The organism is Nonomuraea angiospora, assembly GCF_014873145.1.
GTDB lineage: Bacteria > Actinomycetota > Actinomycetes > Streptosporangiales > Streptosporangiaceae > Nonomuraea > Nonomuraea angiospora.
Genome location: NZ_JADBEK010000001.1, coordinates 2,877,038 through 2,892,227, shown reverse-complemented (window position 1 = coordinate 2,892,227; position 15,190 = coordinate 2,877,038). Strand labels below are relative to the sequence as shown.

Below are 15,190 nucleotides of genomic sequence, written 5' to 3'. Positions count from 1 at the left end.
CCTATGGAGTTTCAAGAGGTGGTACGGCGGCGCCGCATGGTCCGGAACTACGACCCGGACCGTGCGGTGCCCGCCGCTGTCGTCGACCGGATCCTCGGCAACGCGCTGCACGCGCCCTCTGCCGGGTTCAGCCAGGGCTGGGCGTTCCTGGTGCTGGAGGATCCGGCCGACCGCGAGCGGTTCTGGGAGGCGTCCACCGACGACTCCGAATGGGGAGTGGGGCTGCGGCGGGCGCCGCTGCTGATCGTCGCCCTGTCGCACAAGCAGGCCTACCTCGACCGGTACGCCGAGCGCGACAAGGGCTGGGAGGACCGGGACGAGGCCCGCTGGCCGGTGCCGTACTGGGACATCGACACCGGGTTCGCCTCGCTGCTGATGCTGCTGACCGCGGTCGACGAGGGGCTGGGCGCCTGCTTCTTCGGGATCCCGCCGGGCGGGCGGACGGAGGCGTTCAAGGAGGCCTTCGGGGTGCCCGAGGCGTACACGCCGATCGGGGTGATCAGCGTGGGCTACCGGGCGCAGGACAAGCGCTCGCCCTCGCTGAAGCGCGGCAGGAGGCCGTTGGAGGAGGTCGTGCACCGCGGCTCGTGGAGCGGGGCGGCGTCAGGGGTGGTCGAGGGGGGCCTCCAGTAGGGCGTTCGCCGATCGGTGGATCTTCCTCAGCGCGCTGAGGAGGTGTTCGCGCTCCGTCTCGGTGAGGTCGGCGGTGACCTGCTCCTCGAGCGACCGCCGTTCCCTCTCGATGGGGGCCTGCAGGGCGCGTCCGGCGTCGGTGAGCCACAGCCGGACCAGCCGGTTGTCGCGGTCGTCGCGGCGCCGGGTGAGCAGGCCCGCCGCGGCCATCCGGGTGGCCGCCTTGACGACGTTGGGGGTGGTGACGTTCAGCGCGGCGGCGACCTCGCCGGGGGTGCGGCCGTCCTGCTGCCACAGCACCGCGAGGAGGTGATCTTGTCCCAGATGCAGCCCGTGACGCCGCACGGCCGCCTCGGCCGCCGCCCGCAGCGCCTTCGACGTCTTGCTGTGCACGTCCAGGAATTCGGGCACGTCCGGGTCCTCCGGTGATTGACAGCAGATCGTGTACCGGTTAACGTTCCCCCCGATCATTAACCGGTACACGATTTAGGGGTTCTCATGATACTGGTCACCGGTGCCACCGGAAACGTCGGTCGCGAGCTCGTCCGCGAGCTGGACGAGACCGGCGTGCCGTTCCGCGTGCTGGTCCGCGACCCGGCCCGCGCCGCCGCATTGCCCGAGCGGGCCGAACGCGTCGTGGGGGACCTGGGCGACCCGGCGACGCTGCCGCCCGCCTTCGCCGGAGCCGACCGGCTGTTCCTGCTCACCCCCGGCATCGGCCTCGACCACACCCGGCATGCCGTCGCCGCCGCCCGCTCCGCCGGGGTGCGCCACATCGTGCACCTGTCCTCGTTCAACGTGCTCGGCGACCCCATGCCCGCCATGGGCCGCTGGCACCACGAACGCGAGCAGGCCATCCGCGCGTCCGGCATCCCGGCCACCTTCCTGCGGCCCGGCGGCTTCATGACCAACGCCTTCGACTGGCTGCCCACCATCCGCGAGGCGGGCTACGTCCTCGATCCGGTCGGCCCTGGCCGATACGCGCCGATCGACCCCGCCGACATCGCCGCCGTCGCCGCCCTGGCCCTGACCGGTGACGGCCACCAAGATCAGGAGTACGTCCTCACCGGCGAGGAGCTGTTCACCGTCACCGAGCAGGTCGAGATCCTCGCCGCGGCGGCCGGCAGGGAGCTCGCGGTCCGCGCGGTGACCACCGCGGAGGAGGCCGTCGCCTCCCGATTTCCCAACGGGGCGCCCCCGGCGCTGGCCGAGGCCATCATCGAGGGGTTCCACCTCATGCGCGCCGACACCGCCGGCTTCCGCACCGGAACCGTGGAGCGCCTGCTCCGGCGCAAGCCCCGCACCTTCGCCGCCTGGTGCGCACGTAACGCCGGCGCCTTCCGCACCGCCTGATCCACCTCCGCCTCCGCCACTACGGCGGAGCCTGTGCCGCCTCGTCCTCGGCCGCAGCCCGTCACGCCCGATCGTGACCAAGCGCCACTAGGCAGGGGTCACGATCTGGATCAGGTTCCCGCAGGTGTCGTCGAAGACCGCCATGGTCACCGGCCCCGCCGCCAGCGGCTCCTGCGTGAACGTCACCCCCAGCCCGCGCAGCCGCTCGTACTCCGCCTGGACGTCCGGGACCTGGAACGAGGCGGCCGGAATGCCGTCGGCGACCAGCGCCTTCTTGTAGGGCCCGACCGCGGGGTGCCCATCCGGTTCGAGCAGCAGCTCCGTGCCGTCGGGGTCCTCCGGCGAGACGACCGTCAGCCACTGGGCGCCGCCCAGCGGGATGGCGCGCTTCTTGCCGAAGCCGAGCACGCCGGTGTAGAAGGCGAGGGCCTTCTCCTGGTCGTCCACGAACACGCTGGTGATGTAGATCTTCACGGTGTCTGTCCTTTGCTGGTGATCGGCCACCGTTCGAAGATGGCGGCCAGGGGGGCGGTGTCGAGGTGGTGGAACTTGTACCGCCCCTGCTTGCGCGTGGTGATCAGGCCGGCCTCCTCCAGCACCGCCAGATGCTGGGACACGGCCTGCCGGGTCAGGCTCAGCTGATGCCGGCTCGTCAGGCGGACACAGATCTCGAACAGGGTCTGGCCGTCGTGTTCGGTCAGCTCGTCGAGGATGGTGCGCCGGGTGGGGTCGGCCAGGGCCTTGAAGAGGTCGCCCATGCGGCGATGATAGGCAAGTCGTCACTTGCCTGTCAAAGCGGCGGTGTCACGCCACGCACGGGCCCGCATCGCGCCGGGCTGCGCGCTCGGGCAGGTCAGCTGCCTCCGCCGCCGCAACCGCGGCACCCCCGCAGGTCAGCTGCCTCCGCCGCAACCGCGGCCCCGCGCAGTCAGCTGCCTCCACCGCCGCAACCGCCGCCCCCGCAGCCGGACCCGCCGCCGCAGCCCGAGGAGCCGCTGCCGCAGCCGGACCCGCTGCCGACCGATCCGCCGCAACCCCCGTAAACGGCGCCGCTGCTGCTGCTACTGCTGCTGGACGTCGACCGCGGCCTGCGTCGAGGCGCCGTCCGCGGGATGTAGGTGTCCAGCGCCCTGCTCAGGTCCGTGTCGCGCAGTGCCCAGTGACCGTACAGCGCGATGTAGACCGGCCCGTTTCCCGAGCCCGCAGGGTGCGCCTTGCGTACCTCGCTCAACTCCGCCGCGCCGTCGGCCGTGAGCCTGCCCCGCCTGAACTTCCTGTCGCCGGCGAGCACGCCCACCGCGACGATCCCCGTGGCCACCAGGATGAGCACGGCGAGCAGCGGGAGCAACGCCGGGGCCGCGGCGAGTGCGACCGCCCCCGCGACGACCCCCGCGACCGCCAGGAAGGAGATCACCCGCAGCCCGCGGGTCAGTCGCGTGAGCCGTGCGAGCCGGGCCTCGGCCACGATCAGCCCCAGCTCGGCGAGGCGGTGCTCCAGCTCCCTCATGGCCGGGCCGCCGCCCACGGCCCGGCTCACCAGGAACCTCGACGGGCCGTCGTTCGCCGCGACGGCGGTCAGCGTCTCCCGCTCGACAGGGTCGTCCGTGGCGGATTCCTTGGAGACGGTGTAGAAGCGCGGCCCCCGTGACACGCGCAGCTCTCCGTTCTCGGCCAGGAGCGTGATCGCCGTGTCGACCACTTTCTCGGATCCGCCCGCCAGATAGGCGAGTTCGTAATGGTCGAGGTCGCGAGCGCGGGCTCCGGCCGCGGCCGCCCGGGTGGCGGCGTGCTCGCGTTTGATCGCGAAGGCGATGGTGGCGGCGATCGCCGCCAGGGCCACCGAGAGAATCAGCAGGACCACGTCCATTACGGTCTCCCTCCGTGCAGCCGATGAGGCTGGTTATCTGAGAGACGCGCAAGGAGCCGCTGAAGGTTTCGTTCTGCTCATTTAGATTCCCGGCGCTCTCGGCCGGTGATGTCCTGGCGCTTGTCGACGCGGGCGTGCGGGCCCCTTTCGCGCCGCGTGCCGCGTGCGCCCGGGGCCCGCGTTTCCGGGCTCGCCTCAGGGGCTCAGCAGCGGGGCGCCACGGCGTCGATCTTGCCGCCGAAGTCGTCCTTGTAGACCCTGCGGTAGTCGCCGTCCCGGACGACGCGCGTCTCCTTGCGGTCGGGGACGTGGATCCAGTTGATGAAACATCCGTCGGCGTGCGCCGTGAAGGAGCCCACGTTGTCGTGCAGGGCCGGGGGAACGTCCACGTAGCCGTTGCCCGGGTTCCAGCACCACGACGAGCCGGTGTAGTCGCGCCCGCTCCACAGGCAGATGTCGCCCGCCCTGGCCGACCCGGAGACGGGTGGGGCCGCCGCCGTGGCGGGGGCGGCGCAGGCCAGGATGGCCAGGGCGACGCTGCCGGTAACCGATGCGATGCGCATGCCGCGTGTCGTCGACTTCATTACGGTCTCTCCTCGTGTCGGTGCAGCCTGGAGGGGCTTCCAGGACAGCTCCATCACAGGGTGTAACAGATCCGACACGTAGCGCGTCTACCTGACGGATACAAGATCCGGACTCGCGGTCGGCAAGAAAGTGGCGGTCGCGTCATAGCGGGATGCCGGGCACAACCTGTCCGCGTTGGCCGGCGCCCATAGGCAGCGGGCTTTCGTCTGATAGAGATCGGAAAAATCAGGGGAAGGCGACGGCGGGCTCCGGACAACAGCAGGTGACCGACGTCCCCACAACCGCAAGGCCTTTGCATGCATGAGCCACACCTGACTGCTCCTACGGGTGCCGCCACACCGTCGCAGGACGACGCCGTGACGATCAAGCGGTCCTGGGACGAGCCCGAACGTTTCGCCGCCGTCTTCGACGCCCACTACGCGGACATCCACCGGTACGCCTCCCGGCGGCTCGGCCCGCACGCCGCCGACGACGTGTCCGCCGAGACGTTCGCCCTCGCCTTCCGCCAACGCCGCCGCTACGACCTGAGCCGGCGCAGCGCCCGCCCCTGGCTGTACGGCATCGCGACCAACCTCATCAGCCGGCACCGCCGCGACGAGGTGCGTCTGCTCCGGGCCGTGGATCGGCTGCATCCCCTGCCGGAGCCGGCCCGGGGCCACGAGGACGAGGTGACGGCCAAGGTGAGCGCGCAACAAAGTGTCAAAGGCCCGCTGGCCGGCGCCATCGCCGCCCTGCCCGCCGCCCAGCGCGACGTGCTGCTGCTGGTGGCGCTCGCCGGGCTGAGCTACGACGAGGTGGCGCAGGCGCTGGACGTGCCCTTCGGCACGGTGTCCTCGCGGCTCAACCGCGCTCGCAAGAAGCTGCGCAAGGCGCTGGGCGACACGAACCCCCTGCTCGATGAGGAAGAGGCCTGATGATGAACGAACTGGATCTCGTCCGTGGCGTGTACGACGACCCGCCTTCTCCGTCCGCGGCCACCGCGGCGGCCGCCCGCGGCCGCATGCTGAGCCAGGACGACCGTCCGCCGGCGCGCCGGCGTCGTGCCTGGCGCATGCCGCTCGGCCTGGTGGCCGCTGCCACGGCCGCGGCGGTGGTGGCGGGCCTGACGCTCACGCCCGGCGGCGCCCCCGTACAACCTCGTCCAGGCGTGACGACCGGCCCGGACACCTCATCGCCCCGCGGCATGATGCTGGCCGCCGCCACCCAGGCGGAGCTGCAACAGCAGGGCCGCTACTGGTACACGCACCAGCGCACCGCCTTCGCGGCGCGCGCGCTCGGCCGGACCGGCGGGTACGTCGTGGAGGAGCGCGACGAGTACTTCAGATGGACGGGACGCAGCCGTGGCGACGGCACGTCCTTCTACGGCCGCATCTTCCCGGCCAAGCCCCAGACCCGCGCCGACGCCGACGACTGGCGCGCGGCGGGCTCCCCGTCGAGCTGGCAGATCCGCTCGTCGGGCCTCACCAGGACTCTCACGTCCAAGCCCGGCCCCTGGCAGGAGGACGACCCGGACGCCCAGGGCGGCGGCGAGTTCAACATCGGCGGCCTCGGTCACTTCACCTACCAGGAACTCCAGGACTTGCCCACCGATCCGGAGGAGCTGCGCAAGCTCCTGTGCGAGGGCTCGATCAAGCTGGCCGACGGCCGCACCGGCGCGCCGAAGGGCTGCACAGAACCCAAGGGGGTGCTCGACCAGGTCTTCTCCCTCCTCGCGAACACGCCCGTCCCGCCCAAGGTACGAGCCGGCCTCATGCGCCTGATCACCGACTATCCCGGCGTGCAGCGCCTGGGCACCGTCAAAGACCCGCTCGGGCGCGCCGCGGTCGCTCTCGCGGCCCCGTTCGAGAGCGCGGACGGCCGCGGAACGATCCAGCAGCAGGTGCTCTTCGACCAGCGCACCGGAAAGCTGCTGGGCAGCCGCGACATCCAGCTCGAACCGGGCCCGGACAGCGAGAAGTGGCAGGTCCCCGGCAGGGTGCTGGACTACTGGTCGATCGTGGACTCGGGCTGGACCGACGCCAGGCCCGCCCTTCCCCAGTAGTCCCGGAGCTTCGGCGGGAGGATTCCCAGCCACCCGGAGCACGGCGACGACCTCGCGCAGGACCGCTCGTACCTCGGCCGCCGCCGCATCCGCAGCGGCCAATCCCAGCCGTGACTCGGCGGCCGGCCGGCCGGGACACAGATCCCCGGAAGCCCAGGACACCCGTGCACGTGACTTCGGAAACCGACAACGGGTTTCGGGACGGTCGTTCCTGCGGAAACGCGCCCCCGTCCCGCAAACGACCGGTTCATGGAGCAAGGGACAGGTAACGCCTTCGTTGCCATGCGTCCCGCTCATGCCGGTACGGGAGCACTCTGGAGGCATGTCGAAGACAGCCGTCGGATCCAGACCCGCCTCACGTTCGCGGGGCCGGCGATGGATGGTGATCGCCGCGATCGTGGCGATGACGGCGTTATTGGTTGTGGGGTTGGCCGGGTTCTTCGCCGACCCGCTGCACCTGTCGGCCGATGTGCTGGGTGTGCTGGATCAGCGGGCCAGTGTGATCAGCATGTTCATCGGCGCGGCCGGGCTGGTGGTCGCCGTGGTGGCGTTGCTGCTGCAACTGCGCACCGAGCGCGCCCCGGCAGCTGCCGTCGCCGCACCTGACTCACCGGCCGCAGGGGAGAGGACGCCTCAGGTCTCGGCCGAAGGCGAGCGGTCGGTCGCCATCGGCGGCGACAACGCCGGCATCGTCTCGACCGGTGATGACACGCGGAACGTGCAGATGCGGGCGCAGGCCTCGGGCCAGGGCCGGGTGTATCAGGCCGGCGGCGACCAGACCATCAACGAGCGATGACCGCCCCTCCCGCTGCGGCCGATTCCCCGAACCGGCGGTCACACGTCCAGCTGGACGCCACCGTCTCCGGTCAGGGGCGCGTGTATCAGGCCGGGGGCGACCAGATCGTCAATCAGACGGTGCTGCCGGAGGCGGCGCTGCGACCGGTCAGCGAGAGGGCCGCGCCGTCGGCGACGGTGAACGTGCCGGGGCATCGGCAGGTGTTCGTGGGGCGCGGCGATGAGCTGGCCGCCCTGGAGGCGGCTCTGGGCGGTAGCGGGCCGGTGGTGGTGGCCGCAGTGCACGGGCTGGGCGGGATCGGCAAGTCCACGCTGGCCGCCCACTTCGCCGTCACGCAGACCGGGGCGTGTAATCCGGTGTGGTGGATCACCGCCGACAGCGCTACCGGCATGCAGGCGGGCCTGGCCGCGCTGGCGCTCGCACTGCAGCCGGAGCTGGCCGCCGCGTTGCCGTTGGAGGCCCTGGCCGAGCGGGCCACCGGCTGGCTGGCCGCTCATGAAGGCTGGCTGCTGATACTGGACAACGTCACCGACCCGGCCGATGTGGCGCCGCTGCTGGGCCGCACGCTGGCCGGAAGGGTGCTGGTGACCAGCCGGCTCGGCCAGGGCTGGCACCACCTGGGCGCCCGGGTGCTACGGCTGGACGTGCTGGAGGAGGCGGAGGCGCTGGAGCTGCTCACCCGGATCGCCACCCCCCGCCAGCACGCCCCCGCCCCCGGCACGCAGATGCCCGAAGCTCTGGACGGGGCGATCGAGCTGGTACGCGAGCTGGGCTACCTGCCGCTGGCCATCGAGCAGGCCGCGGCGTATCTGCACCAGGCCCGGCTGACTCCCCGCGCCTACCTGAACCTGCTCACCGAATATCCGGCAGTGATGTACGACCAGGCCGCCGAAGGCAATGACGCCGAACGCACCATCGCCCGCGTCTGGCGCCTCACCGTGGACCGGCTCACCCACACGCCGCTGGCCGGAGACCTGCTGCGCATCCTGGCCTGGTACGGCGCCGAGCCGATCCCCCGCAGCGTCCTGGACGGCCTGGCCGACCCCCCGCAGTTGCAGCAGGCGCTGGGAGCCCTGGCCGCCTACAGCATGATCACCCTCGATGACGCGGTCATCACCGTGCACCGCCTGGTCCAGGCCGTCGCCCGCACCCCCGACCCCGATGACCCCCACCGCCAGGCCACCGACATCGACACCGCCCGCACCCGCGCCATCCGGCTACTGGATCAAGCCCGCCCCCACGAGTACGAGATCCCGGCCTCGTGGCCGCAGTGGCGGACGCTGCTGCCCCACATCGACGCCGTCTTCGAGCGCATGTCCCCCGAGACCGACGCCATCGATGCTGACGATCTACTCCGTAACACCGGTCTGTTCTTGGAGAGCCAGGGGGCAATCGGCCGTGCGCTGATCTACCTGGAGCGGTGCATGACGTTGGTGCAACGCGTGTACGACCTCGACCACCCCGCTGTACTGGTCACGCGTGCCAGCCTGGCCTACGCCTACGATGCGGCAGGTGATCTGGGACGAGCGATCCCGCTGATGGAGCACAACCTGGCAGAAGAAGAACGCATCCTAGGCCCTGAGCACCCCAATACCCTGGCCTCCCGCAGCAACTTGGCCGGCGCCTACGAGGCGGCGGGAGACCTGGCCAGGGCCATCCCGCTGTACGAGGCGACGCTGGCCGACTGCGAGCGGGTGCTGGGCGCCGACCATCCCCGCACCCTGACTTCCCGCAGCAACCTGGCCTGCGCCTACGAGGCGGCGGGAGACCTGGCCAGGGCCATCCCGCTGTACGAGGCGACACTGTCCGACTTCGAGAGAGTGCTGGGCGCCGACCACCCCCACACCCTGACCTGCCGCAACAACCTCGCCTACGCCTACGAGACAGCGGGGGACCTGGGCCGGGCCATCCCCTTGTTCGAGGCCACCCTCGCCGAACGGGAGCGGGTGCTGGGCCCCGACCACCCCTCAACGCTGACCTCCCGCAACAACCTGGCCTGCGCCTACCGGGCGGCGGGAGACCTGAGCCGGGCCATCCCGCTGTACGAGGCGACGGTTTCCGACTGCGAGCGGGTGCTTGGACTGCACCATCCGACGACTCAAGTCGTCCAGGAAAACCTCAAAGCGGCCATCAGGCGGACACAGTCGGGGCAGCGCGGTCGTGTTGATGGTTGATCTATTGACGATCCGCGGCGGCTTCATTTAACGATCGTTTTTTGAAGATCTTGAAGCAGGCACCTTCAGAGCCCCGAAATGCCTTCAAAAACCTAGGCGGCGCTCGACCGCTACGGCCGTTCCCTGGCCGACCTCATCACCATGGTCGGCGAACTCCGCACGCACGAGATCGGCTTCACCTCCCTGCACGAGAACCCTCGACACCACCACCCCCGGCGGCCGACCCACCGTCATCACCCCCGAACCGCTGCGCGCCGCCCGCGACACCCAACCCGGAGAACTCGATCACCTCGATCGCCAAGCTGCTCGGGGTCAGCCCGGGCACGCTCTACAACCAGATTCCCGACTTGCGACAGCTCCGCGAAAGCGGCCAGCGCGAAGAGCTCACCAGCAAGGAGTGATAACTAGAGATCGCCAACCGATGAAGCATGCCGTTCGCGTGATCGCGAAAACGGACTATTGGCCATCGCGTCGTTGTGTCGCCTGCAGTAAATCGGCCCGAACCACGTGCGTTGTCGGATGATCGATGCCCAATACCCGTTCGCATGCCGTGAGCGTCGCCTCGTACAGCGGGATGGCTCGGCCCAGGTCCCCCGTCGCCCAGTAGGCGTAGGCGAGGTTGTTGCGGGAGGTCAGCGTGTCAGGGTGGTCGGTGCCCAGCATCCGTTCCCGATCAGCCAACGTCTCCTCGTACAGCGGGATGGCTCGGTCCAGGTCCCCCATCGTCCAGTAGGCGTAGGCGAGGTTGTTGCGGGAGGTCAGTGTGTCAGGGTGGTCGGTGCCCAGCACCCGTTCCCGATCAGCCAACGTCTCCTCGTACAACGGGATGGCTCGGTCCAGGTCCCCCGCCGTCCAGTAGGCGTAGGCGAGGTTGTTGCGGGAGGTCAGTGTGTCAGGGTGGTCGGTGCCCAGCACCCGTTCCCGATCAGCGATCGTCGCCACGAACAACGGGATGGCCCGGCCCAGGTCCCCCGCCGACTCATACGCGCTCGCGAGGTTGCTGCGGGAGGTCAGTGTGTCAGGGTGGTCGGCGCCCAGCACCCGTTCCCGATCAGCCAACGTCTCCTCGAACAACGGGATGGCCCGGCCCAGATCCCCCGTCGAATCGTAGGCGGCGGCCAGGTTGTTGCGGGCGGACAGGGTGAAGGGGTGGTCGGCGCCCAGCACTCGCTCACAGTCGGCGAGCGTCGCCTCGAACAGTGGGATGGCTCGGCCCGGATCCCCTGCCGAATCGTAGGCGCTCGCGAGGTTGTTGCGGGAGGCCAAGGTGGAGGGGTGGTCGGCGCCCAGCACTCGCTCACAGTCGGCGAGCGTCGCCTCGAACAGTGGGATGGCTCGGCCCGGATCCCCTGCCGAATCGTAGGCGCTCGCGAGGTTGTTGCGGGAGGCCAAGGTGGAGGGGTGGTCGGCGCCCAGCACTCGCTCCCGATCAGCGAGCGTCGCCTCGTACAGCGGGATGGCCCGGCGCAGGTCCCCCGCCGACTCGTAGGCGTAGGCGAGATTGTTGCGGGAGGACAGGGTGTCAGGGTGGTCGGCGCCCAGCACCCGCTCCCGATCAGCGAGCGTCGCCTGGTACAGCGGGATGGCCCGGCCCAGATCCCCCGCCGACTCATACGCGCTCGCGAGGTTGTTGCGGGAGATCAGGGTGAAGGGGTGGTCGGCACCCAGCACCCGCTCCCGATCAGCGATCGTCGCCTCGTACAGCGGGATGGCCCGGCGCAGGTCCCCCGCCGAATCGTAGGCGGCGGCCAGGTTGTTGCGGGAGAGCAGGGTTTCGGGGTGGTCAGCGCCCAGCACCCGCTCGTAGGCCGTGCGTGCGCGATCGAGGCAGCGGATCGCATCGGCGGTGGCGCCCTGGTTGTCCAGGAAGACACCGGTCTGGTTGAGCAGTCGGGCGGTGGCGACGGCGTCGGTGCCGGGAGAGGCATGGTCTGTCAGAGCGGTGATGTGCGGCAGCAGTGTGCGCCAGGTCGGCCAGTCTTCAGGATTCAACGCCGATTCGGGGATGGCATCGCCGATCAGGCGGGTGGCTTGGTCGCGGGCGTTGTCGATGTCGGCGGTCTGACGATGGGGGTCGTCAGGGTCTGGGGTGCGGGCGACAGCTTGGACCAGCCGATGCACGACGATGTGCTCGCTGTCGAGGGTGATCATGTTGTAGGCGGCCAGCTCACCCAGGGCATGCTGGACATCTGCCGCATCGGTGTCCAGGCCGTCCAGCAGGGTCCGGGGGATCGGCTCGGCCCCGTACCAGGCGAGGATGCGCAGCAACTGCCCGGCCAGTGGAGTATCGGTGAGCCGGTCCAGGGTCAGTCGCCAGATGCGAGCGATGGTGCGCTCGGCATCCGAGCCGCGGGCGGCGCGGCCGTACATCACCGCCGGCCGTTCGACCAGCAGGTCGAGGTAGGCGCGCGGGGACAGCCGGACCTGGTGCAGGTAAGCGCCCGCCTGCTCGATCGCCAGAGGCAAACAGCCCAGCTCGCGCACCAGCTCCCGCATCCCCTCCAAGCCTTCGGGCTCATGCGCCCCCGCATCGGCAGCGGGACTCAGGCCCGAGGTGATCTGGGTGACCAAGTCGACCGCCTCCGCCTCGCTCAGCACATCCAGCCGCACCACGTGGGCGCTCAGGCGATGCCAGCCCTGTCCGAGCCGACTGGTCACCAGCACCTGCCCGGCCAACGTACGCCCCAACAGCGGCGTCACATCGGCCGGGTCGGTGACGTCGTCCAGCACCAGCAACCACCCGTCATGGGCCGCCAGCCAGCCGCACGCCCACTCGGCCAGGGCCTCCAACGGCAACGCCGCGGTCAGCTCCGGCTGCAGTGCGACCGTCAGAGCAGCCAGGCCCGCCTGCACCGCGGTGGGGCTGTCAGCGGTGATCCACCACACCGGGTTGCGCCTCCTGGCCTGGGCGCGGGCATAGCTCACGGCCAGCGTGGACTTGCCTACCCCGCCCAGGCCGTGCACCGCGGCCACCACGACCTCGCCCCCGGTCTGCAGCACCGCGTCCAGCTCAGCTAACTCATTCGCACGTCCGACGAACAACCCAGCATGCCCAGGGAGATTCACCGTCCGCGGCGGTGCTGCCACCTGCTCAACCGGCCGCAGCGCCGACAGCACCGTCTCGTGGACGGTCAGATCACGCCCGGCCTGATACATCCGGCCCTGTTCGGAGGCCCGCCCCTCCATCCGCATGCGATGATCAGCGCTCGTTGATGGTCTGGTCGCGGCCGGCCTGATAGACGCGGCCGTGCCCGCTCGCGGTCGCCTTCATCACCAGCGAACCGATCCGCTCCTGATCGGCCGGCTCCAGCGCCGGGGTGAGCACCTCGTCCACCACGCGTTTGATCTCCTGCGCCAGCGACGGGTCGGCGCGCAGCAACTGCTGCAGCCGCACCTGCCAGGAGCCGACCAGAGCCTGCTCGGTGTCGGCGTCACCGTCCCGGCGGGCCTCGAGCAGCTGCTCACGGACCTCGACCAGCTCCGCTTCGACGATGTCGGCTTGCTCGGGGCGGACCCTACGCCACAGCGCGATCGCACCGTCACGAGCCGACTGCCAGGCATCGGTGGCCATAGCCGTCACCAGCGCGGTGCCCGCAGCCAAAACGATCGGATCCACGTTGATCCCCCTCACGGCCGAAATACGCCCCCCACGGTAGCGCCGGCGACAGCCATCAACCAGCCGGGGCCAAACCGCAGATAAGCGCTGCCGGCCCGCTCAACCCGGCGGCGCGATCGCTCGAGGGCCGCCCATGGTTCGCCGGAGCATCGCGGACGAACAGATCCTCGTTACCGCACATGATGGCTCACTATCTGCGATGGCGTGAGGAGCACTCCAGCGGCCGGTTTAGGTGTGCGGCGTCGAGTCGAGGTCAGCGGGCACCGCCGAGGTACCGGTCTGCGAGTTCGCGCGCTCTCGCGTGAACTCGAGCGATCCCTTCCGTGCTGTTGAATGACGCGTAAGGCGGCCAGAGGAAGACGAAGACGGCGAGCTCTTCCGCAAGCAGGGCGCGTTCCAGAACGCGGCGGTCGCAGAGACGATGATGCAGATAGGCGTCCATGAACGCCCGGGGGACGACCGTGCCCGAGGGGGTTGTGCGCACACTGAGGAAGGCCAGGTCGCAGACGGGCCGACCGGCTCCGGTCGACTGCCAGTCACAGAAGGTGAGCGCGCTTGCCGAGAGCACGATGTTGTCGGTGTGGCAGTCTCCATGGATGAAGGCCGGCGCCAGCGCAGTGATCTCTTCCCGGAGTTCGGCACGGCGGGTGAGGAGATCGCCGAGCTGCGGGAGCGTGGTCGCCCAGAAAGCGGTGACCTCGAAGAGGTCAGGGGAATCCAGGGCATCGAGCAAGGCATCGGGCCGGTTCCAGCCGTCGGCCGTTGGCAGCGGCATGCAGTGGAGGGCGGCGAGGTCTTCGCCCAGTTTGGTCCACATGTCCGGAGTCCAGGACGCGCTGCCTTGGGGCCGGCCTGCGGCCGTCAGCAGTACGGCTACACCTCTCTCGGTGTCCAGAAAGTCGAGGAGTCGGGGGGTGCGCACGGGGACAACCGGTGCGAGGTCCTGGTAGAACCGCAGCTCTCGCCGCGCGGCCGCCAGTGCCTGCGCACCCAACGCGGCTGGAGTGGCCTTGAGGTACGCGGCATCGCCATCGACCGTCCGCACGGCATGGACCGCGGCACCGGACCGGGACTCGGCTCCCTCCTTACGCCGCTCCGCGACCACGCGAAACTCGCGTATAGCAATCTCCATGAGGTCGCTCGGCACAGGAACGGCTCCTTCTTGGACGCGTTGGCCACGATCAGCTACTCGCAGATTCTGTCGCCAAGCACTGACACTCTCATGACGTTCAACAGCGATTGGAGTGAGAGCTGGTGATTGAGGTTGCTTGGATGTTGCGGACCCATTTGTAGGGCGACGCGAGGACCTGGCCGTCGCTGTCGGAACCGGCCCGACTCCGCCAGTTGATGGCCAGCCGTCCTGCAGAATTCCATTTTCGGGACGACCTCACGGGGTTCCGCCATGCGGTTTCCCGGCGCGTTGGCAGTGGGCTTGACCGGCGCCCTTTGCGGGCAGCCTTGCCTGGCTGGGGGCATTCCCCGTGCCGGATCGAGGCTAGTAGTAGGTGTAGACGGGTATATCAAAGTTGAAGCCTTGCGAGGTGTGACCGCCTCCTGCTGCACATGCGCCCTTGAAGGACGAGCCATCGTAGAACAGCACGTTGCACTTGGTGCAGAAGCGCCAGTCCGGCTGGGTTCCGGCGGTATTCGTGAGATCGTGGGGGAGGATGTAGTTCTTTCCGCCGTAGAGACCGTTATGTGTATGTGGCCCGCCGTTTTTGCCGCGGCATACTCCGGCCGGGTTGTACCCGGCGAAATAAAGGGTCAGGCACCCGTCGCAGTGGCGCCAGTCCGGTTGATCGTTGGGCGTTCCGGTGGGGATCGTGCTCTCGGTGTACGGGAGTTGGAACGTCCACCCGATCTTCCAATGCTGCCCGTCTCCAGGGCACCCGTGGTTGAACCATGACGTGTTGACCAGCGCGGCACACCACCTGCAGTAGTCCCAGGGGTGCTGTAGCGGGCCGGTCCATGCGTGGGCGGGAGCGGCTGAAAGGGTGGTGACGGCGAGGGTGGCTGCCGCGCCTAGACCAATCGCCTTGCCCAAGAGTGATCGCCGGGTCAGGCCACCGTCATGATCGGAACTGGTCACGTGAGCTCCCTATCTGTCCGCGTTGGCTGATCGATG

General features: G+C 69.7%; 15 protein-coding genes. 6 read left to right on the top strand and 9 right to left on the bottom strand.

The genetic code is table 11. The features are described 5' to 3' along the window. The first annotated feature begins 3 nt into the window (after positions 1 to 3). Positions 4 to 633, top strand: coding sequence for a nitroreductase family protein (locus tag H4W80_RS13220; RefSeq protein ID WP_192785364.1), 630 nt, complete (start codon positions 4 to 6; stop codon positions 631 to 633). On the opposite strand, the gene H4W80_RS13215 is transcribed toward H4W80_RS13220, so the two are convergent. Further along, positions 604 to 1,044, bottom strand: coding sequence for a MarR family winged helix-turn-helix transcriptional regulator (locus tag H4W80_RS13215; protein ID WP_192785363.1), 441 nt, complete (start codon positions 1,042 to 1,044; stop codon positions 604 to 606). The two genes, H4W80_RS13220 and H4W80_RS13215, sit on opposite strands and share 30 nt — an antisense overlap. 87 nt (positions 1,045 to 1,131) lie before the next feature. Here H4W80_RS13215 and H4W80_RS13210 point away from each other — a divergent pair, with 87 nt between their 5' ends. Continuing rightward, positions 1,132 to 1,986 carry an NAD(P)H-binding protein gene (locus H4W80_RS13210; protein ID WP_192785362.1) on the top strand — a complete coding sequence of 285 codons (855 nt, stop codon included), beginning with the start codon at positions 1,132 to 1,134 and terminating at the stop codon, positions 1,984 to 1,986. A gap of 87 nt (positions 1,987 to 2,073) precedes the next feature. On the opposite strand, the gene H4W80_RS13205 is transcribed toward H4W80_RS13210, so the two are convergent. From H4W80_RS13205 to H4W80_RS13190, 4 genes are all read right to left on the bottom strand, one after another. After that, the gene (locus H4W80_RS13205; protein WP_192785361.1) at positions 2,074 to 2,460 is read right to left on the bottom strand and encodes a VOC family protein; all 387 of its coding nucleotides are present in this window, start codon (positions 2,458 to 2,460) and stop codon (positions 2,074 to 2,076) included. Beyond that, positions 2,457 to 2,744 (bottom strand): ArsR/SmtB family transcription factor, encoded by a 288-nt coding sequence (locus tag H4W80_RS13200; RefSeq protein WP_192785360.1) that lies wholly within the window; start codon positions 2,742 to 2,744, stop codon positions 2,457 to 2,459. The genes H4W80_RS13205 and H4W80_RS13200 overlap by 4 nt, the downstream gene beginning before the upstream one ends. A gap of 170 nt (positions 2,745 to 2,914) precedes the next feature. Then, on the bottom strand, positions 2,915 to 3,853 hold the full coding sequence (locus H4W80_RS13195; RefSeq protein ID WP_192785359.1) for a TIGR04222 domain-containing membrane protein: 939 nt from the start codon (positions 3,851 to 3,853) through the stop codon (positions 2,915 to 2,917). A gap of 203 nt (positions 3,854 to 4,056) precedes the next feature. Next, on the bottom strand, positions 4,057 to 4,437 hold the full coding sequence (locus H4W80_RS13190; protein WP_225963409.1) for a peptidase inhibitor family I36 protein: 381 nt from the start codon (positions 4,435 to 4,437) through the stop codon (positions 4,057 to 4,059). Positions 4,438 to 4,794: 357 nt separating this feature from the next. On the opposite strand from H4W80_RS13190, the gene H4W80_RS13185 reads away from it, so the two are divergent. The 4 genes from H4W80_RS13185 to H4W80_RS13170 all read left to right on the top strand — a co-directional run bounded on the left by H4W80_RS13185 (position 4,795) and on the right by H4W80_RS13170 (position 9,449). Continuing rightward, complete coding sequence (locus H4W80_RS13185) at positions 4,795 to 5,352, top strand: RNA polymerase sigma factor (protein WP_318786843.1); 558 nt, start codon at positions 4,795 to 4,797, stop codon at positions 5,350 to 5,352. Then, positions 5,352 to 6,479, top strand: coding sequence for a CU044_5270 family protein (locus tag H4W80_RS13180; protein WP_192785357.1), 1,128 nt, complete (start codon positions 5,352 to 5,354; stop codon positions 6,477 to 6,479). Before H4W80_RS13185 ends, H4W80_RS13180 begins: the two co-directional genes overlap by 1 nt. 379 nt (positions 6,480 to 6,858) lie before the next feature. Next, entirely contained in the window at positions 6,859 to 7,275 is a 417-nt protein-coding gene (locus H4W80_RS13175) for a hypothetical protein (RefSeq protein ID WP_192785356.1), read from the top strand. Next, entirely contained in the window at positions 7,272 to 9,449 is a 2,178-nt protein-coding gene (locus H4W80_RS13170) for a tetratricopeptide repeat protein (RefSeq protein WP_192785355.1), read from the top strand. Before H4W80_RS13175 ends, H4W80_RS13170 begins: the two co-directional genes overlap by 4 nt. 456 nt (positions 9,450 to 9,905) lie before the next feature. Here the strand turns inward: H4W80_RS13170 and H4W80_RS13165 are convergent, their stop codons facing one another. From H4W80_RS13165 to H4W80_RS13150, 4 genes are all read right to left on the bottom strand, one after another. Continuing rightward, positions 9,906 to 12,641, bottom strand: coding sequence for a tetratricopeptide repeat protein (locus H4W80_RS13165; protein ID WP_225963408.1), 2,736 nt, complete (start codon positions 12,639 to 12,641; stop codon positions 9,906 to 9,908). A 7-nt stretch (positions 12,642 to 12,648) separates the two neighbouring features. Beyond that, the gene (locus H4W80_RS13160) at positions 12,649 to 13,065 is read right to left on the bottom strand and encodes a hypothetical protein (RefSeq protein WP_192785354.1); all 417 of its coding nucleotides are present in this window, start codon (positions 13,063 to 13,065) and stop codon (positions 12,649 to 12,651) included. A gap of 253 nt (positions 13,066 to 13,318) precedes the next feature. Further along, on the bottom strand, positions 13,319 to 14,212 hold the full coding sequence (locus H4W80_RS13155) for a phosphotransferase family protein (protein ID WP_192785353.1): 894 nt from the start codon (positions 14,210 to 14,212) through the stop codon (positions 13,319 to 13,321). A 348-nt stretch (positions 14,213 to 14,560) separates the two neighbouring features. Next, positions 14,561 to 15,154, bottom strand: coding sequence for a hypothetical protein (locus H4W80_RS13150; protein ID WP_192785352.1), 594 nt, complete (start codon positions 15,152 to 15,154; stop codon positions 14,561 to 14,563). Between the last annotated feature and the right edge of the window lie 36 nt (positions 15,155 to 15,190).